The sequence below is a fragment of the Lachnospiraceae bacterium JLR.KK002 genome (assembly GCA_036941025.1).
GTDB lineage: Bacteria > Bacillota > Clostridia > Lachnospirales > Lachnospiraceae > Petralouisia.
In genome coordinates, this window is the sequence record JAYMNP010000001.1 from 3,779,645 (window position 1) to 3,796,625 (window position 16,981).

The 16,981-nt window shown below is 44.2% G+C and carries 25 protein-coding genes; all 25 read left to right on the forward strand.

Going from position 1 to position 16,981, the window contains the following annotated elements; genetic code table 11:
• The first annotated feature begins 139 nt into the window (after positions 1-139).
• The 25 genes from lgt to rpsE all read left to right on the forward strand — a co-directional run bounded on the left by lgt (position 140) and on the right by rpsE (position 16,977).
• Positions 140-913 carry a prolipoprotein diacylglyceryl transferase gene (lgt, locus tag VSQ32_18345; protein ID MEH2944750.1) on the forward strand — a complete coding sequence of 258 codons (774 nt, stop codon included), beginning with the start codon at positions 140-142 and terminating at the stop codon, positions 911-913.
• Positions 898-2,241: an MATE family efflux transporter gene (locus VSQ32_18350; protein ID MEH2944751.1), complete on the forward strand. Its 1,344-nt coding sequence runs from the start codon at positions 898-900 to the stop codon at positions 2,239-2,241. The genes lgt and VSQ32_18350 overlap by 16 nt, the downstream gene beginning before the upstream one ends.
• A gap of 72 nt (positions 2,242-2,313) precedes the next feature.
• Positions 2,314-2,973, forward strand: a complete 660-nt coding sequence (locus tag VSQ32_18355; protein MEH2944752.1) for a hypothetical protein — start codon at positions 2,314-2,316, stop codon at positions 2,971-2,973.
• A gap of 237 nt (positions 2,974-3,210) precedes the next feature.
• Entirely contained in the window at positions 3,211-3,420 is a 210-nt protein-coding gene (locus tag VSQ32_18360; protein ID MEH2944753.1) for a hypothetical protein, read from the forward strand.
• Positions 3,421-3,605: 185 nt separating this feature from the next.
• Positions 3,606-6,308 carry a hypothetical protein gene (locus VSQ32_18365; protein MEH2944754.1) on the forward strand — a complete coding sequence of 901 codons (2,703 nt, stop codon included), beginning with the start codon at positions 3,606-3,608 and terminating at the stop codon, positions 6,306-6,308.
• 37 nt (positions 6,309-6,345) lie between these two features.
• On the forward strand, positions 6,346-7,623 hold the full coding sequence (locus VSQ32_18370) for a hypothetical protein (protein MEH2944755.1): 1,278 nt from the start codon (positions 6,346-6,348) through the stop codon (positions 7,621-7,623).
• 490 nt (positions 7,624-8,113) lie between these two features.
• Complete coding sequence (gene rpsJ, locus VSQ32_18375; protein ID MEH2944756.1) at positions 8,114-8,431, forward strand: 30S ribosomal protein S10; 318 nt, start codon at positions 8,114-8,116, stop codon at positions 8,429-8,431.
• Positions 8,432-8,538: 107 nt separating this feature from the next.
• Complete coding sequence (gene rplC, locus VSQ32_18380; protein ID MEH2944757.1) at positions 8,539-9,225, forward strand: 50S ribosomal protein L3; 687 nt, start codon at positions 8,539-8,541, stop codon at positions 9,223-9,225.
• Positions 9,226-9,248: 23 nt separating this feature from the next.
• A complete protein-coding gene (rplD, locus tag VSQ32_18385; protein MEH2944758.1) occupies positions 9,249-9,869 on the forward strand; it encodes a 50S ribosomal protein L4 in 621 nt (206 codons plus the stop codon).
• Entirely contained in the window at positions 9,869-10,168 is a 300-nt protein-coding gene (rplW, locus tag VSQ32_18390; protein ID MEH2944759.1) for a 50S ribosomal protein L23, read from the forward strand. The genes rplD and rplW overlap by 1 nt, the downstream gene beginning before the upstream one ends.
• A gap of 39 nt (positions 10,169-10,207) precedes the next feature.
• Complete coding sequence (gene rplB / locus VSQ32_18395; protein ID MEH2944760.1) at positions 10,208-11,053, forward strand: 50S ribosomal protein L2; 846 nt, start codon at positions 10,208-10,210, stop codon at positions 11,051-11,053.
• A gap of 72 nt (positions 11,054-11,125) precedes the next feature.
• Positions 11,126-11,407, forward strand: coding sequence for a 30S ribosomal protein S19 (gene rpsS / locus VSQ32_18400; GenBank protein ID MEH2944761.1), 282 nt, complete (start codon positions 11,126-11,128; stop codon positions 11,405-11,407).
• A gap of 30 nt (positions 11,408-11,437) precedes the next feature.
• Entirely contained in the window at positions 11,438-11,824 is a 387-nt protein-coding gene (rplV, locus tag VSQ32_18405; protein ID MEH2944762.1) for a 50S ribosomal protein L22, read from the forward strand.
• Between the two features lie 10 nt (positions 11,825-11,834).
• Positions 11,835-12,491 (forward strand): 30S ribosomal protein S3, encoded by a 657-nt coding sequence (gene rpsC, locus VSQ32_18410; GenBank protein ID MEH2944763.1) that lies wholly within the window; start codon positions 11,835-11,837, stop codon positions 12,489-12,491.
• Positions 12,491-12,931, forward strand: coding sequence for a 50S ribosomal protein L16 (rplP, locus tag VSQ32_18415; protein ID MEH2944764.1), 441 nt, complete (start codon positions 12,491-12,493; stop codon positions 12,929-12,931). Before rpsC ends, rplP begins: the two co-directional genes overlap by 1 nt.
• Positions 12,918-13,124, forward strand: coding sequence for a 50S ribosomal protein L29 (rpmC, locus tag VSQ32_18420; protein MEH2944765.1), 207 nt, complete (start codon positions 12,918-12,920; stop codon positions 13,122-13,124). The genes rplP and rpmC overlap by 14 nt, the downstream gene beginning before the upstream one ends.
• A 16-nt stretch (positions 13,125-13,140) precedes the next feature.
• Entirely contained in the window at positions 13,141-13,398 is a 258-nt protein-coding gene (gene rpsQ / locus VSQ32_18425; protein ID MEH2944766.1) for a 30S ribosomal protein S17, read from the forward strand.
• Between the two features lie 14 nt (positions 13,399-13,412).
• Positions 13,413-13,781 carry a 50S ribosomal protein L14 gene (gene rplN / locus VSQ32_18430; protein MEH2944767.1) on the forward strand — a complete coding sequence of 123 codons (369 nt, stop codon included), beginning with the start codon at positions 13,413-13,415 and terminating at the stop codon, positions 13,779-13,781.
• 13 nt (positions 13,782-13,794) lie between these two features.
• On the forward strand, positions 13,795-14,106 hold the full coding sequence (rplX, locus tag VSQ32_18435) for a 50S ribosomal protein L24 (protein ID MEH2944768.1): 312 nt from the start codon (positions 13,795-13,797) through the stop codon (positions 14,104-14,106).
• Between the two features lie 23 nt (positions 14,107-14,129).
• Entirely contained in the window at positions 14,130-14,675 is a 546-nt protein-coding gene (gene rplE / locus VSQ32_18440; GenBank protein ID MEH2944769.1) for a 50S ribosomal protein L5, read from the forward strand.
• Positions 14,676-14,688: 13 nt separating this feature from the next.
• The gene (locus VSQ32_18445) at positions 14,689-14,874 is read left to right on the forward strand and encodes a type Z 30S ribosomal protein S14 (GenBank protein MEH2944770.1); all 186 of its coding nucleotides are present in this window, start codon (positions 14,689-14,691) and stop codon (positions 14,872-14,874) included.
• Between the two features lie 19 nt (positions 14,875-14,893).
• Positions 14,894-15,295, forward strand: a complete 402-nt coding sequence (rpsH, locus tag VSQ32_18450; GenBank protein ID MEH2944771.1) for a 30S ribosomal protein S8 — start codon at positions 14,894-14,896, stop codon at positions 15,293-15,295.
• A 227-nt stretch (positions 15,296-15,522) separates the two neighbouring features.
• Positions 15,523-16,062, forward strand: coding sequence for a 50S ribosomal protein L6 (gene rplF / locus VSQ32_18455; GenBank protein ID MEH2944772.1), 540 nt, complete (start codon positions 15,523-15,525; stop codon positions 16,060-16,062).
• Positions 16,063-16,081: 19 nt separating this feature from the next.
• Entirely contained in the window at positions 16,082-16,450 is a 369-nt protein-coding gene (rplR, locus tag VSQ32_18460; protein ID MEH2944773.1) for a 50S ribosomal protein L18, read from the forward strand.
• A 17-nt stretch (positions 16,451-16,467) separates the two neighbouring features.
• On the forward strand, positions 16,468-16,977 hold the full coding sequence (gene rpsE, locus VSQ32_18465) for a 30S ribosomal protein S5 (GenBank protein MEH2944774.1): 510 nt from the start codon (positions 16,468-16,470) through the stop codon (positions 16,975-16,977).
• Positions 16,978-16,981 lie beyond the last annotated feature (4 nt).

Below are 16,981 nucleotides of genomic sequence, written 5' to 3' on the forward strand. Positions count from 1 at the left end.
AATATTTCCTATATAATATGTATAAACAGAAACTGGCAGGTCGGATACAATAAAAATGGTTCACAGATACGGATAAGTTTGTTACAATAGACTGAGTATGAATGAGGATTATACAACAAATGTAAAACTGGAGGAAATTATGATTAATGATATTCACATTGGCCCCCTGACCATACACCTGTATGGTATTATGGTGGCAATCGGTTACATGAGCGCACTGATTATCAGTGAAAAGCGTGCCAGAAAGCAGGGGCTGAACCCGGATATTCTGTTTGGAATCTTCTGGTGTGCCGTACTGGGGGGAGCAGCAGGCAGTAAACTTCTTTACTATACTGTGAGCTTTCGGGATATTTTGAAAGACCCGTCCATTCTCTGGAATTTTCAGAACGGATGGGTAGTGTACGGAGGAATTATCGGCGGAGTAGTGGCCGGATGGGGCTATTGCCGTTATAAAAAAGTGGATTTTCTGTCTTATCTGGATTTGGTGCTGCCGGCGGTGGCCTTTGCTCAGGGCTGCGGACGAATCGGCTGCTTTTTTGCCGGATGCTGTTATGGAAGAGAGACAGATTCCCTGCTCAGTATTCAGTACTGGCAGTCAGATTATGCGCCCAACGGAGTGAAACTGATTCCAACCCAGATTTATTCCAGTATTGGAGATTTTGCCATGGCATTTTTGCTGATGGCATATGCGAAAAAAAAGCCGAAAAAGGGAAAAATATCGGCTGTTTACTGTATACTTTACAGTATTGGAAGATTTGTAATAGAAATGCTGCGGAATGATTACCGGGGAACTTTTGGATTCCTGTCCACATCCCAGCTCATCTCCATTTTTATTCTGATTCTGGGAATCGGTATGTTTTTGTGGGCGGAAAAACATGCCGGAAAGGATGAAAAGGAATGGACCGGGATCTGACCAGAGGGCCCATAATGGCCTCCATGCTGAAATTTGCGGTTCCCATGATTCTGGGAAATCTGTTACAGCAGTGCTATAATGTGGCGGATACGCTGATTGTGGGAAAATTTCTGGGAAGCAACGCGCTGGCAGCGGTAGGCTCTGCCTTTACGCTGATGACATTTCTGACTTCCATTCTCCTGGGACTTTGTATGGGGAGCGGAGCAGTATTTTCCATTCGTTTTGGCCGACGGGATGAACAGGGGCTTGCGGAAAGTATCCGAGCATCCTTTGTACTGATAGGAATACTGACTGTTTTGCTGAATCTGATATCATTTGCCTGCCTGGACGGAATCCGTATATTTTTACAGGTTCCCGATGAGGTATGGGGGTATATGCGGGAATATCTGGCGGTTATTTTCCGGGGAATTACAGCCACATTTCTGTATAATTACGTGGCTTCTTTTCTGCGGGCGGTAGGAAACTCCCTGGTGCCGCTGGTGTTTCTGGCAGCATCTTCGGTGCTGAATATTTTGCTGGATCTGTGGTTTGTGCTGCAGCTTGGCCAGGGAGCAGCCGGAGCAGCCAGAGCCACCGTAATTTCCCAGTATATTTCCGGCATTGGAATTGTGCTGTACGGGATGTGGCGGTGCCCTCAGTTGCGGGCCGTCCGGAGATTCTGGAACGTTCGGCTGGAATGTGTGCGGGAAATTGCAGGGTTTTCCATACTGACCTGCGTACAGCAGTCGGTGATGAACCTTGGTATTCTCATGGTGCAGGGGTTGGTGAACAGTTTTGGTCCTGTGATTATGGCGGCTTTTGCAGCAGCAGTGAAAATTGATGCCTTTGCCTACATGCCGGTGCAGGATTTCGGCAATGCATGTTCCACCTTCCTTGCACAGAATTATGGAGCCAGGCAGGAAGAACGTATCCGGAAAGGCCTGAAAGGAGCGATGATTACATCTATGGCCTTTTGTATTGTGGTTTCAGTGTTTGTATGGGTTTTTGCCCGGCCCCTGATGGCACTGTTTGTTGAGACGTCAGAAACAGAAGTGATCATGGAAGGAGTCCGGTATCTGCGGATTGAAGGCGTCTTTTATTGCGGAATCGGATGCCTGTTTCTGCTGTACGGCCTGTACCGGGCGTTGGGAAAGCCGGGAATGTCCGTAGTGCTCACAGTGATTTCCCTTGGCACGCGGGTGGTGCTGGCCTATGTGCTTTCCGCAGTGCCGGCTTTTGGAGTAACGGGAATCTGGTGGTCCGTTCCCATTGGATGGTTTCTGGCAGACGCAGTGGGGTTGATTTATTACGGGAAAAAGAAAAAACAGCTTATCGGCTGGACAGGATAGTGGCCTGATTCCGCCGACTTGCCGATATAACTGTCAGAGAAGCATTGTATCAGCCAGACGGGAGGAATGAGAATGAATCTGAATATTACGAATCCGCAAACGGGAACTGCAAAGAGAAGAAACGGAGATTTGCTGGTAGACGTCAATCAGGTAATACGCAATCTGACCGGAGCGGAGACAGATGATAATAAAAAATCAGTCCTGCAGAAATTGCTGGAGCCAAAGGAAGTGGACGAGAACGAACGGGACGCCAGAAAGATTCTGCAGATAGCAAAAAGAATCGCAAGAGGTGAGTCGGTAACGCCGGAGGAACGGGAATTATTACGGCGGATGAATCCCCAGCTTGCTCAGATGGCGGAGCTTGCCCGAAAAGAAGGAGAACGAATCAGACATGCTCTGCAGCAGGCTTCTTCCAAAGAAGAACAGCAGACCATTGTACAGCAGGCCTATCAGCAGGTTGCGGAAGTCACAAAGAAGAATCCCCAGTTCGGAGAACTTCTGGGTGAAGCGGTAAAAGCAGCCATACAGGACGCCAGAGAAGACCCGAAGGCCATGAACAAGCCGGAAGTGGAACAGGCGCAGGAACAGGAAAATCCGGGACAGCCCACGGGAGTCAGAGACAATGTTCAGTCCGGGAAAAAACTGCCGGAGTCCGCAGAGGACAGACAGGAAGAGGTTCTGCAGCAGTTTTATCCGGAGGAATGGATTTCGGTGATGGATTGTAAAGGTTAATGCCGGCTTTGCTCATAAGCTGTTACATAATTTTTATGTCAGATATGGAAATATGTGGAAATTAATTGACATATGAAAAAATATGTGATAGAATCAGGCTACAGCAGTCACAACAAAAAGCAAAAGAGGACAAGCTATTTAGCATTTTGCCTGTGTTACTTTCCTTTATTTGGAAGGCTATTTTTATGGCAGCTGCATATACTAAAATGACAGCATTGTAAAGTTCGGAGGGGAATTATGGAGGAAAGATTCGCACGGGGAACGCTTGACATAGAGAAGTCTACCCGGATTATGTATGGATTGAATGAGAAGGATCCCATCAGCAGTTTTCTGAAGGCTGCAAAACAGCAGGATATATCAGAAGAGAATGCAGAGGCCCTGCCGAGAGGAAGGCAGCCGGGGGTGGATTATACGTCTTATGGAAATCTCAGAAAGATCAGATATTAGCAAAATCAGCCCTAAACAGGGCTTTTTTTGTTCTATAGGAAAGATACTTGTCACGATAATGCGTGAAAGTATCTTTCCTATAGAATAAAAATTAAGATGCGCAGCTTGCGGAGATAAAACTTATTGCTAGGCAATCCGCTCATGCGCGTCAAAGTAAGATACAGAAGGGATAAGGGGAAGTGGGGATGGCTTATAATATATGCAGGCCAATTGTTTTGTACAATGATTTTTTGCCTCCGGATGATAAACCGCATGACAAATGGCAATACATAGCTTTTGGTTACTTTGATGGAGTTAAAGTAGGAGAGAATATTTTTCAGGAGGGCCAGTGTTCTCTGGAAAGGCTCTGGGATTATGATGTGAACCAGATGCAGGAACTGGACGGACGATATTCGGCTCAGATCATATATGGCTTCCGAAGTGAGGAAGATAACGGAGATTATGATAATAAATTCTGGAAAGAAGCGTTGGATAAGGGGACGGAATACCCCTTTATTTTTGTTGTTTTAATTCAGGGTACAATGGAGAAAGACAGGGCGGGGATTAACCACAGGAGGAAGCTGGAAGAAAATTTATCGGAAGAAGGCAGGAGACAGGCTATTACATATCTGACCCTTGATAACAGCAGCATGCTTCTGATTCTTTTATGTCGTGAATATGAAGACGGAGCAGTCCTGATTGACGGATTCCATCGTAAAGAGGATGAATCTCTGTTAAGGGAGATTGGGATAAAATTATCCTATAGTTATACGGTTTCTGCCGTGCAGAAAAAATTTTTGAACAGTTCCGGGATAAAACGGCTGCAGGAAAAAAGAGTGGGGCGCGTTTATATTTATGCAATTGAACGTCAGCCCGGAAGCATTGAATATATCAGGGAGAAAATGGATGAAAAATGTGCTAAACTTGTGAGAAAAGAATCCATTCTGGGCTGTAACGATGAAGTGATGATTATAGAAGATATGTCATGGTATGATTTTCTGACATTTTTTCAGGATGAGAATGGCAGGCTGAATCACAGCTGCCCGGAATACAGAGATTCTTTTATCGGGCTTACGACGATTATAACCGGTATTCAGAATGATGAAGAAGCCCTGCAAATTTCCTGGGAAAGTCCCGGAAAAATTTCTGAGACTCCTTTTCAGGAAGCCTGCCGGAAACTGGGAGAAAAACTCAGGGGATTGATTTACAAAGTCAGAGAAACTCAGGAAGGATTTTCTGCCGGAACATTGGAACGGTATCTGTATCAGATTACCAATGCATTGCAGAAGTTTGAAAATACACCTGTTCAGGATTATATATACTATTCCATGTATCTGCCCGTACATATGGTACTGCAGATTGCGGGAGAGGCCGGGAATATCAATAATCTTCATTTTTATAATGCTTTTTATGAATTTGTGAAAAGCCTGAATCTCTGCGTTCAGAATTCCGTGCGCTCAGACAGGCAGTTCACACAGTCGCTTGATTTGGATATCAGAATATATAATGCTCCGGTACGTCTCAATGCATTTTATAATGCCTTTCTTTACTATATGAAAAGATTTCTGGGCAAAACAGGGGAAGAGAACACACCAGAACACGAATATGAATTCCTCACCAGTCTGGGGGTTGTCAGTAATGTTCAGGTACGGGAACTGTTTAAAAACATGTCTGAAAATAAGAGGCTGTTTTTCGTCAGTATACCGGAAAATCAGATTTATGATATGAAACTTATGCTGATTATGCTGAGCCATGAAGTGGGGCATTTTGTGGGACAGACGGTTCGCAACAGAGAATATCGGTATGACTGTGCTGTTAAAATTGTGGCTAATATCACAGCAAAATTTTTTAAAGTGGAATTGAGGGAAGAATACGCAGAAATTCAGAACGAAACATACTGGCGTGTATTTGAACAAAGGCTGGATAAATTTCTCAGGGCCCAGATAGCATATTGGGAAGATAAAGAGACGTTGAAAAAATACAGATTCCGTGTGGAAAAAGAGGAAGAGCTGAATGTTCATTACAACAGACATCAGATGTACCGGTATTATACTCATTGGCTCAAAGAAATTTTACTGGACAGTGTGGACCAGGTGCTGATTTATAAAAGAGAGGAGTTGTTTGGGTATCTGGGGGAAACAGAGTATCTGCGCTGGGTAGAACAGGGTGTATCGCAGGCAGCCAGAAAGCAGAGAGCGTTCTCTGAAAAGCAGGGAGATGTTGCCAAAAAAGTAAACAGGGTTTTCCTTTGGGATGAAGACCGTTTTTCAGTAGAACAGGCCATTGATATGATGATGAGCTTTTTCAAAGAATGCGAGGCTGATCTGGTTGCTATCCTGACGCTGGAATTATCTCTGGAGGATTATCTGTATGCTGTCTGGAAAAGTGCTTCTGACCAGGGGAGGCAGGACTGGGAGATTCCTGCGGAAATGGTAATCCGAAGCGGTCTGGTGGCATGTTGTATGTATAACGGGAACAGCGAAAAAGGGTATTGCTGGACAGATATGGAGTGGGAAAAGGTTGCTGCAGGGAACAATCCGGGTCTGAAAGAGATGGCTGTGAATATCAGAAGCTTTCTGGACAGATATTTTGGAGAAGAAAGCAGCTGCACAATAGATTTTCCTTATAAAACAGTGGATGCATTTTTGGACAGCAAGGTTCTGGAATGTATTGCGGCTTATCTTCTGAAGTGCAAAGCAAGTTTTCAGGAAGCCCTGGAGGGGCAAAACGGGGAACAGTCTGAACTGAAAAGGGAACAGGAGCAGCTGATGGATATTTATCGTAAGAGCCGGGAAAATGCAGAAGAACTGGTTTGGGATATGCAGGAGTACATAGACAGATATAAGCAATGTCTGCAGGAGGAGATTCAGAAAAAGGGAGAGGAGACAGAAGAACGGGAGTATGCATGAGGAAGGGAATACAGGAGAAGTATTTTGCGGATTTTTTATGAAACGGCTCAGGCAGGAATTTAAAAAATTTCCATCCAATGCAGAGTTGGAATTTTATCTGGGTATGAGTCCAAAAGAAGCTGTTATTTGCAGCGGCAGGAGAACAGAATGGGATGACGCGCGCCTGACAGCAGAGGAAAAGAAAACGAAGGCAGGATGGCTGTTTCGCGGGGAAAGTCCGGACAGGACGCTGCAGTATTTTCTGGAAATGATACTGGAAGAACTGGAAAAACGCTTTACAAATCTGCTGCATCTGGAAGTATTGGAAGAACATCTGGCAGATTCCGGGGAGTCCGGTGAAAGCGGACTGTTGAAAGCGCTTATGGGAGAAATGCTGGAGCGGGAATGGCTGGTTGACCGGTTTGTAAAAAAGATGATAAGAGAGAAGGAGCTTCCGGCGCCGGAACTGCTGATACAGATATCTGCTCAGAAATACGAGCAGAGAATGGTGGAAACCAGAATGTATTTTGGGTGTCCGGAACAGCGGGGAGAACTCGTATTTGTCAAAGAGAAAGAATCCGGAGAATCTGGAGAATGGAAACTTTTGCCGGAAAATACACGGGCGATTCGGAAAATGATGGAGATGTCCGGAAGCAGCGGAGGGCTGCTTCTGTCAAAAGAAGAAGAAACGTACAACGTTACAGGAATTCTTTCAAAGAAATCTTCAGAATTGCCGGCAATTTCTGTTGCTTTTAAAGGGCATTTAAGCTGGGAAGTACTGGAAGATAATCAGGTATTATTTGAGTACCGCGAGGGAAAATACAGAATTCCAGCGCTGGAAGGGGGAGAAAAAGATGAGAGGTGGCAGAAGGAATTGGATTCTCTGATAAACAGGCGTCCGGAGTGGAACATAAAAGAAGATATCGTAAAGAAAATTGTGGACATGCTGAAAGAACAGAAACATGGAACCTCCATTGTGTTTATGAGCTGGAATATGCTGAAAAAAGAGAGCGAGCGTCTGGTAAAGAATAAGCGGGCATATCAGATGGAACCATTCCCCATGTTACAGAAAAAGAACAGAGATAAAATAATGGGAATTTCTGCAGTTGACGGAGCAATTGTAGCAGATGCAAAAGGCAGATGCCATCTGGCAGGGGCCATTCTGGACGGAGAGGCGGTAATTCCCGGAAGACCGGACAGGGGAGCCAGGTATAATTCTCTGGCTAATTATGTGAACTGGGTTCATAAAAAGTATAAAAGAAAAGGCTGGTGTTTTGCCTGTGTACTGTCTGAGGATGAGACAGTGGACCTGGTAGTAGCTGAGGGGTACATTTAATAGTAAGAGTTCAGCCCAGGACTTTGCACTTGCTGCAAAGTCCGTGAGAATGTGTAATAGTTGTAACAGTTCAGACAAGCTGCCCTGTTACATGCAAAAATCCATTTAAAATTGCTTCGCAATAGGATTTTTGCTCTCCTGAATCATATTCTCACGGTCAGCGCAGCAAGTGCGTAGACCTGTCTGTCCTGTTACGAACCGTTACACATTATGATAAAAGACAGGAAAAAAACACTTGCATTCTGAAATATTTTGTTTTATAATAATACGTGCTGTGGCATGATAGCGATGAAGCGCGAGGTTGCTGCCTCAAAAGGCAGGTTTTCCGTGGAGCGAATGTCAAGTTAGGAAACTGGCGACAAGTCACTGTATCACAATATAGAATCTGCAGGATTGCAGAAGCCGTGTAAAAGTTATGACACACACGGAGAAGTGTACAGTCACCGCTTGTCGTACTGAGGTAAAGTGCGAAAAGGAGGCGACTTTTTTTATGGCAAGTCAGGTAATGAGAATCACACTGAAGGCATATGACCATCAGTTAGTGGATGCATCTGCGAAGAAAATCATCGAAACTGTAAAGAAAAACGGATCACAGGTGAGCGGCCCGGTGCCCCTTCCCACCAAACGGGAAGTAGTAACCATCTTAAGAGCGGTTCATAAATACAAAGATTCCAGAGAACAGTTTGAGCAGAGAACTCATAAAAGACTTATTGATATCATCACACCCACCCAGAAGACAGTGGACGCATTGTCCAGACTGGAGATGCCGGCAGGTGTGTACATTGATATTAAAATGAAGAATAAGTAAAACAGTCCTGAAGGGTTGATATAAAGTGTCGACTGTTCTAGGATGAACGGTTCCGCTGCCCCATGGGTATGAAACGTTCCGCTGTAGAGTAAACAGGAGGTAAAGAAATGAAGAAAGCAATCTTAGCTACCAAAGTCGGAATGACTCAAATCTTCAATACGGACGGTGCTCTGGTACCGGTTACCGTATTACAGGCTGGCCCGTGTGTGGTAACACAGGTGAAAACTGTGGAAAACGACGGATACAGCGCAGTACAGGTTGGTTTTGTTGACAAGAAAGACAGAATCGTCAACAGAGATGCCAATGGAAAGAAAGAAATCAGAAACAGACACGGTGTAACAAAGGCAGAAAGAGGCCATTTTGAAAAAGCAGGCGTGTCCGGCAAGAGATTTGTAAGAGAATTTAAATTTGAGAACGCTGCTGACTATAATCTGGCAGATGAAATCAAAGCTGATATTTTTGCAGAAGGCGACAAGATTGACGCAACTGCAATCTCCAAAGGAAAAGGATTCCAGGGTGCTATTAAACGACATGGCCAGCACAGAGGACCTATGGCTCACGGTTCCAAATTCCACCGTCATCAGGGTTCCAACGGTGCATGTTCCAGTCCGAGCAAGGTATTTAAGGGCAAAGGAATGCCAGGTCATATGGGTGCTGTAAAAGTAACTGTTCAGAATCTGGAAGTTGTCAGAGTAGACACTGAGAACAATCTGCTTCTGGTGAAAGGTGCTGTTCCGGGCCCGAAGAAATCTTTAGTAACAATCAAAGAGACTGTAAAAGCAGCAAAAAAATAGTACCATGAAAGGAGGACTTAACAATGGCTAACGTAGCTATTTATAATATGGAAGGCAACGAAGTTGGAAGCCTTGAGCTGAGTGATGCGGTGTTTGGCGTGGAAGTCAACGAGCATCTGGTACACATGGCAGTAGTACAGCAGCTCGCAAACAAACGTCAGGGAACGCAGAAAGCAAAGACACGTTCCGAAGTCCGCGGCGGCGGAAGAAAACCATGGAGACAGAAAGGAACAGGACATGCAAGACAGGGTTCCATCCGTGCTCCTCAGTGGAAAGGCGGCGGCGTGGTATTCGCTCCGGTTCCAAGAGATTATTCCTTCAAATTAAATAAAAAGGAAAAGAGAGCGGCTCTGAAATCCGCACTGACTTCCAGAGTAAATAACAACAAATTTATTGTGGTAGACGAACTGAAACTGGATGAGATTAAAACCAGAAAGTTCAAAGAGATTCTGACCAACCTGAAAGTGAACAAAGCCCTTGTGATTTTGAATGACAATGACCAGAACGTGGTTATGTCAGCAAGAAATCTTCCGGCTGTAAAAACTGCACTGACCAATACCATCAATGTATATGATATTTTGAAATATGACACCGTAGTAGTAACCAGAGATGCGGTAGCAACCATCGAGGAGGTGTATGCATAATGGCAAATATAAAATATTATGACGTAATCCTCAGGCCGGTGATCACAGAGAAAAGCATGAACGCCATGGGCGAGAAGAAATATACGTTTCTGGTACATCCGGAAGCAAATAAATCCATGATAAAAGAAGCTGTGGAAAAGATGTTCGAGGGTACGAAAGTGAAGAAAGTAAACACTCTGAACGTGGGCGGCAAAAAGAAACGGAGAGGCATGGTAGCAGGTAAAACTGCCAAAACCAAGAAAGCAATCGTTCAGCTGACAGAAGACAGCAAGGAGATTGAGATTTTTGCAGGCCTGTAATCATGGAACATGAAGTGAAAAGATGAAAGGAGAAAAATCATGGGAATTAAGACCTATAACCCATATACACCTTCCAGAAGGAATATGACCAGTTCTGATTTCGCTGAAATCACTAAGAAAACCCCGGAGAAATCCCTGCTGGTTTCTTTACAGAAGCGTTCTGGTCGTAACAATCAGGGTAAAATTACGGTAAGACATCGCGGCGGCGGCTCCAGAAGAAAATACAGAATCATTGATTTTAAGAGAAATAAAAAAGACGGAATTCCGGCAACTGTAATCGGAATTGAATACGACCCAAACCGGACGGCAAACATTGCTCTGATCTGCTATGCAGACGGTGAAAAAGCATACATTATCGCTCCGGAAGGCCTGACCGACGGCATGAAGCTCATGAACGGGCCGGAAGCCGAGGTAAGAGTGGGTAACTGCCTGCCTCTGGAAAACATTCCCGTTGGTACGCAGGTACACAACATTGAACTGCACCCCGGTAAAGGCGGACAGCTTGTACGTTCCGCAGGAAACAGCGCTCAGCTTATGGCAAAAGAAGGCAAATATGCAACTTTAAGACTGCCTTCCGGCGAAATGAGAATGGTGCCCATCAACTGCAGAGCAACTATCGGCGTGGTAGGAAACACAGACCACAACCTTGTAAAAATCGGTAAAGCAGGACGGAAGCGTCACATGGGTATCCGACCCACCGTACGCGGTTCTGTTATGAACCCCAACGACCATCCGCATGGAGGTGGAGAAGGCAAGACCGGAATCGGACGTCCGGGCCCGTCTACTCCCTGGGGCAAACCTGCACTGGGTCTTAAGACCAGAAAGAAAAACAAGGCAAGCAATAAGCTCATTATAAGAAGAAGAGACGGAAGAGCATTAAAATAATCAGAATAACTGAAATGCTTAAAATAAGGGAATACCCGGCAGAGCGGGATTAATATTCAGGAGGTTGAATTTATGGGTCGTTCACTGAAAAAAGGACCATTTGCTGATGCAAGTTTATTGAAAAAAGTAGATGCCATGAACGCAGCAGGCGAAAAAAGCGTGATCAAGACATGGTCCCGCCGTTCTACGATTTTTCCACAGTTCGTAGGCCATACATTTGCAGTACATGACGGAAGAAAGCATGTGCCTGTATATGTAACGGAAGACATGGTTGGACATAAACTGGGCGAGTTCGTGGCAACAAGAACTTACCGTGGACACGGAAAAGACGAGAAGAAATCGAAAGTCCGTTAATTAAGGATTCAGGAAGGAGGTTCCAAACCCATGGCGAAAGGACACAGAAGTCAAATTAAGAGAGAAAGAAACGCGCAGAAAGATACCAGACCGTCAGCAAAGTTATCTTATGCAAGGGTATCTGTTCAGAAAGCCTGCTTCGTACTTGACGCAATCCGCGGAAAAGACGTACGGACTGCACTGGCAATTCTGGCGTATAATCCAAGATACGCATCCGGCGTAATAGAGAAACTGCTGAAATCTGCAATTGCCAATGCGGAAAATAACAACGGCATGAACACAGAGAATCTTTATATTGCAGAATGCTATGCAAACAAAGGACCAACAATGAAGAGAGTCAGACCGAGAGCACAGGGAAGAGCTTACAGAATCGAAAAGAGAATGAGCCACATTACAATTGTGCTTGATGAAAGATAGGAGGGCGAACATGGGACAGAAAGTAAATCCTCATGGTTTAAGAGTTGGAATTATCAAAGACTGGGACTCTAAATGGTATGCAGAAGGTGATTTTGCGGATTTTCTGGTAGAAGACTACAATATCAGAACATTTCTGAAAAAGAAATTATATGCATCAGGAGTTTCCAAAATTGAGATAGAGAGAGCTTCCGACCGGGTAAAGGTAATCCTTTATACCGCAAAACCAGGTGTGGTAATCGGAAAAGGCGGAGCTGAAATTGAAAAAGTAAAGGCAGAACTTCAGAAATTTACAGATAAAAAACTGGTAGTAGACATCAAAGAAGTAAAACGGCCGGACAAAGACGCTCAGTTAGTAGCAGAAAACATTGCCCTTCAGTTAGAGAACCGTGTTTCTTTCCGAAGAGCCATGAAATCCTGCATGGGCAGAAGTATGAAAGCCGGAGCACTGGGAATCAAGAGTTCCGTATCCGGACGTCTGGGCGGCGCCGACATGGCACGTACTGAATTTTACAGTGAGGGAACCATTCCCCTTCAGACATTAAGAGCAGACATCGACTATGGATTCGCCGAAGCAGATACCACTTACGGAAAAGTCGGAGTAAAGGTATGGATTTACAAAGGCGAGATCCTTCCAACAAAAGACACAAAGGAAGGGAGCGATAAATAATGTTAATGCCAAAAAGAGTAAAACGCCGTAAACAGTTCCGTGGTTCCATGGCAGGCAAGGCGTTAAGAGGTAATAAAATTACAAACGGAGAATACGGTATCGTATCTTTAGAGCCCTGCTGGATTAAATCCAATCAGATAGAAGCAGCCCGTATCGCAATGACACGTTATATCAAGCGTGGCGGTAAAGTCTGGATTAAAATTTTCCCGGACAAACCGGTAACCGCAAAACCGGCAGAAACCCGTATGGGTTCCGGAAAAGGAACATTGGAATATTGGGTAGCAGTTGTGAAGCCAGGACGTGTTTTATTTGAAATCTCCGGTGTGCCGGAAGAAACAGCGCGTGAAGCACTGCGTCTTGCCACACATAAATTGCCCTGTAAATGTAAAGTAGTTTCACGAGCAGACTTAGAAGGCGGTGAGTCAAATGAAAACCAGTAATTATGTAAATGAATTGAGAGAAGCGTCCGTAGAGACCCTGCAGGAGCAGCTGGTAGCTGCAAAGAAAGAACTTTTTAATTTAAGATTCCAGAATGCAACGAATCAGTTAGATAATACGGGAAGGATCAAAGAGGTTCGTAAAAATATTGCCAGGATTCAGACGATAATCACAGAGAAGGCAAAAGAAGCGTGAAAGGAGAACCCATATCGTGGAAGAAAGAAATCTTAGAAAAACACGTACCGGTGTTGTTGTAAGCGACAAGATGAATAAAACCATCGTAGTTGCTGTAAGAGACAATGTAAGACACCCTCTTTACAACAAAATCGTAAAAAAGACTTATAAATTAAAAGCTCATGACGAAAACAACGAATGCAAAATCGGAGATACTGTGAAAGTAATGGAAACAAGGCCTTTATCCAAAGACAAGAGATGGAGACTTGTGGAAATCATTGAAAGAGCGAAATAAAGGAGGCTACCGGCATGATTCAACAGGAAAGCAGACTGAAAGTAGCCGATAATACAGGAGCAAAAGAAATCCTCTGCATCCGTGTTATGGGCGGTTCTACAAGAAGATATGCAAATATCGGAGATATCATCACTGCTACGGTTAAAGATGCAACACCAGGCGGCGTTGTTAAAAAAGGCGATGTGGTAAAAGCTGTAGTAGTTCGGACGAAAAAAGGTGCTCGTCGTAAAGACGGTTCTTATATCAAATTTGACGAAAATGCGGCTGTTATCATCAAAGATGACAAGACCCCAAGAGGAACCCGTATCTTTGGACCAGTTGCCAGAGAGCTTCGTGAAAAACAGTTTATGAAAATTGTTTCCTTAGCTCCGGAAGTATTATAGGAGGTGTGGGTCTATGGCAACATTAAAGATTAAAAAAGGCGACCTTGTGAAGGTAATCGCCGGAAAAGATAAAGACAAAGAAGGCAAGGTAATTTCAATCAACCGAAAGAACCATACGGTACTGGTGGAAGGCATCAACATGATTACCAAACACACCAAACCAAGTATGGCAAATCAGCAGGGCGGTATCGTTCATCAGGAAGGACCCCTTGATATTTCCAACGTAATGTACGTTCACAAAGGAAAACCCACCCGTGTGGGCTTTAAAATGGACGGGGACAAAAAAGTACGTTTTGCCAAATCCACCGGCGAAGTGATTGATTAATTCAGGAGAGGAGGTCCATTCAGTTGAGTAGCAGATTAAAAGAAATTTATCAGAACGAAATCGTAGACGCTCTGATGAAAAAATTCGGATATAAAAATGTTCTGGAAGTACCGAAAATTGAAAAAGTAGTCATCAACATGGGTGTTGGTGAAGCAAAAGAAAACGTAAAACTCCTTGATGCGGCAGTAAAAGACCTGGAAATCATCACCGGTCAGAAGGCTGTTATCACCAAAGCAAAGAATTCCATCGCGAACTTCAAAATCAGAGAGGGAATGCCAATCGGATGCAAGGTAACCTTACGGGGCGACAAAATGTATGAGTTTGTTGACCGTCTGATTAACCTGGCACTGCCCCGTGTACGTGACTTCCGCGGCGTGAATCCAAATGCATTTGACGGAAGAGGAAATTATGCCCTTGGAATCAGAGAACAGCTTATTTTCCCGGAAATCGAGTATGATAAGATTGATAAAATCCGCGGTATGGACGTTGTATTTGTAACAACAGCCAAAACAGACGAGGAAGCCCGCGAATTACTGACACAGTTCAATATGCCATTTGCAAAACAGTAAGGAGGGAATTTCAATGGCAAAAACAGCAATGAAAATCAAACAGCAGCGTAAACAGAAATTCTCTACCAGAGAATACAGCCGCTGCAGAATTTGTGGACGTCCACATGCATATCTGAGAAAATACGGAATCTGCAGAATCTGCTTCCGTGAATTAGCATATAAAGGACAGATCCCAGGAGTGAAAAAGGCGTCCTGGTAGTAAAGGAGGAAAATATATCATGACTATAAATGATCCGATTGCAGATATGCTTACAAGAATCCGTAATGCAAATACTGCGAAACATGATACAGTTGATGTTCCGGCTTCCAAGATGAAAGTTGCAATTGCCAACATTCTTGTGGACGAAGGTTATATTACAAAATATGATATTGTGGAAGACGGCAACTTCAAAACCATTCGTATTACCTTAAAATACGGCAAAGACAAAAACGAAAAAATCATTACCGGACTGAAAAGAATTTCCAAACCGGGACTTCGCGTATATGCCGGCAAAAATGAAATCCCGAAGGTTCTCGGCGGACTTGGAATCGCAATTCTTTCCACCAATCAGGGTGTTGTAACAGATAAAGAAGCAAGAAAATTAGCAGTAGGCGGCGAAGTGCTGGCCTATGTATGGTAGGCATTGAGCACTTGGTGACACATTGAACACTTAGCGAGGGATGCCGAGCTTAGTGAGAAAGCGGATACTCGTAACGAAGTAGAGAGTATCTTCATTGAAAGAAACTTAGTGCGAAAGCCGTTCCCGAGACTTGGCGGTGACGAGCCGGTTTTTGGCGAAGGCAGCGCGTTAGTCGAGTGGAACTCTCACAGCCTATAAAAAACAATAAATTACAGGAGGGTACGGGCATGTCACGAATCGGAAGAATGCCAATCGCAGTACCTGCAGGCGTTACTGTAGATATTGCAGAAAATAATCATGTGACTGTAAAAGGTCCGAAGGGAACTCTTGAGAGAACCCTTCCAACAGAAATGGAAATCAAATTAGAAGGTTCTGAAATCACTGTAACCAGACCCAACGACTTGAAGAAAATGAAGTCTTTACACGGTCTGACCAGAACCCTGATTAACAATATGGTAGTGGGCGTAACCAATGGTTACACCAAAGAGCTGGAAGTAAACGGTGTTGGTTACAGAGCATCCAAATCCGGCAAAGAATTAACTTTGAACCTGGGATATTCCCATCCGGTTGTTATGACGGACCCGGAGGGCCTGGAGTCCAAAGTAGAAGGAAACAAAATTACGGTTTCCGGAATTGATAAAGAGAAAGTCGGCCAGTACGCAGCGGAAATCAGAGACAAGAGAAGACCTGAACCTTATAAGGGCAAAGGTATCAAATATGTGGATGAGGTTATCAGGCGTAAGGTTGGTAAGACCGGTAAAAAATAATTAAAGGAGGAACAAAAAAATGGTTAATAAGAAATCAAGAGCAGAAGTCCGTATGAAAAAACACAGAAGAATTCGTAATCGTTTCTCCGGTACAGCCGAAAGACCACGTTTAGCTGTGTTTCGAAGCAATAACCATATGTATGCACAGGTAATTGACGATACAGCAGGAAATACCATCGTTTCCGCGTCTACTCTTCAGAAAGATGTAAAAGCTGAACTGGAAAAGACCAACAATGTGGATGCAGCGGCACACCTTGGAACCGTAATCGCAAAACGGGCGCTGGAAAAAGGCATTACAACCGTTGTCTTCGACAGAGGTGGTTATATCTATCAGGGCAAGATTAAGGCTTTGGCTGATGCGGCAAGAGAAGCCGGATTAGACTTTTAATAGGAGGAGACAAATACATGAAACGTACAATTATTGATGCTGGTCAATTGGAATTAACAGAAAAAGTAGTATCAATCAAACGTGTAACAAAGGTTGTAAAGGGCGGACGTAACATGCGTTTTACAGCTTTGGTTGTTGTTGGCGACAGCAATGGTCATGTAGGTGCAGGTTTAGGAAAAGCAACGGAAATTCCCGAAGCAATCCGCAAAGGGAAAGAAGACGCAATCAAGAAACTGATTTCTGTAAAATTAGATGATAACAACAGTATTACTCATGATATCACCGGAAAACATACCGGTGCGTCCGTACTGTTAAAGAGAGCTCCCGAAGGTACCGGTGTAATTGCCGGCGGTCCGGCACGTAGCGTATGCGAGCTGGCCGGAATCAAAAACATCCGTACAAAATCTCTGGGCTCCAACAACAAGCAGAACGTAGTTCTTGCTACGATTAATGCTTTAAGTCAGTTGAAATCTCCGGAAGAGGTAGCAAAACTCCGCGGTAAATCTGTAGAAGAGATACTCGGTTAAGGAG

What these genes read in the sequence shown, in the direction of transcription:
- rplB (MEH2944760.1), top strand. Translation starts at nt 10,208, where the DNA reads ATGGGAATTAAGACCTATAACCCATATACACCTTCCAGAAGGAATATG.
- VSQ32_18355 (MEH2944752.1), top strand. Translation starts at nt 2,314, where the DNA reads ATGAATCTGAATATTACGAATCCGCAAACGGGAACTGCAAAGAGAAGA.
- rpsS (MEH2944761.1), top strand. Translation starts at nt 11,126, where the DNA reads ATGGGTCGTTCACTGAAAAAAGGACCATTTGCTGATGCAAGTTTATTG.
- rplP (MEH2944764.1), top strand. Translation starts at nt 12,491, where the DNA reads ATGTTAATGCCAAAAAGAGTAAAACGCCGTAAACAGTTCCGTGGTTCC.
- lgt (MEH2944750.1), top strand. Translation starts at nt 140, where the DNA reads ATGATTAATGATATTCACATTGGCCCCCTGACCATACACCTGTATGGT.
- rpsC (MEH2944763.1), top strand. Translation starts at nt 11,835, where the DNA reads ATGGGACAGAAAGTAAATCCTCATGGTTTAAGAGTTGGAATTATCAAA.
- rpsJ (MEH2944756.1), top strand. Translation starts at nt 8,114, where the DNA reads ATGGCAAGTCAGGTAATGAGAATCACACTGAAGGCATATGACCATCAG.
- rplD (MEH2944758.1), top strand. Translation starts at nt 9,249, where the DNA reads ATGGCTAACGTAGCTATTTATAATATGGAAGGCAACGAAGTTGGAAGC.
- rpsE (MEH2944774.1), top strand. Translation starts at nt 16,468, where the DNA reads ATGAAACGTACAATTATTGATGCTGGTCAATTGGAATTAACAGAAAAA.
- VSQ32_18445 (MEH2944770.1), top strand. Translation starts at nt 14,689, where the DNA reads ATGGCAAAAACAGCAATGAAAATCAAACAGCAGCGTAAACAGAAATTC.
- rplC (MEH2944757.1), top strand. Translation starts at nt 8,539, where the DNA reads ATGAAGAAAGCAATCTTAGCTACCAAAGTCGGAATGACTCAAATCTTC.
- rplW (MEH2944759.1), top strand. Translation starts at nt 9,869, where the DNA reads ATGGCAAATATAAAATATTATGACGTAATCCTCAGGCCGGTGATCACA.
- rplV (MEH2944762.1), top strand. Translation starts at nt 11,438, where the DNA reads ATGGCGAAAGGACACAGAAGTCAAATTAAGAGAGAAAGAAACGCGCAG.
- VSQ32_18365 (MEH2944754.1), top strand. Translation starts at nt 3,606, where the DNA reads ATGGCTTATAATATATGCAGGCCAATTGTTTTGTACAATGATTTTTTG.
- rplX (MEH2944768.1), top strand. Translation starts at nt 13,795, where the DNA reads ATGGCAACATTAAAGATTAAAAAAGGCGACCTTGTGAAGGTAATCGCC.
- VSQ32_18370 (MEH2944755.1), top strand. Translation starts at nt 6,346, where the DNA reads ATGAAACGGCTCAGGCAGGAATTTAAAAAATTTCCATCCAATGCAGAG.
- rplR (MEH2944773.1), top strand. Translation starts at nt 16,082, where the DNA reads ATGGTTAATAAGAAATCAAGAGCAGAAGTCCGTATGAAAAAACACAGA.
- rpmC (MEH2944765.1), top strand. Translation starts at nt 12,918, where the DNA reads ATGAAAACCAGTAATTATGTAAATGAATTGAGAGAAGCGTCCGTAGAG.
- rplN (MEH2944767.1), top strand. Translation starts at nt 13,413, where the DNA reads ATGATTCAACAGGAAAGCAGACTGAAAGTAGCCGATAATACAGGAGCA.
- VSQ32_18350 (MEH2944751.1), top strand. Translation starts at nt 898, where the DNA reads ATGGACCGGGATCTGACCAGAGGGCCCATAATGGCCTCCATGCTGAAA.
- rpsH (MEH2944771.1), top strand. Translation starts at nt 14,894, where the DNA reads ATGACTATAAATGATCCGATTGCAGATATGCTTACAAGAATCCGTAAT.
- rplF (MEH2944772.1), top strand. Translation starts at nt 15,523, where the DNA reads ATGTCACGAATCGGAAGAATGCCAATCGCAGTACCTGCAGGCGTTACT.
- VSQ32_18360 (MEH2944753.1), top strand. Translation starts at nt 3,211, where the DNA reads ATGGAGGAAAGATTCGCACGGGGAACGCTTGACATAGAGAAGTCTACC.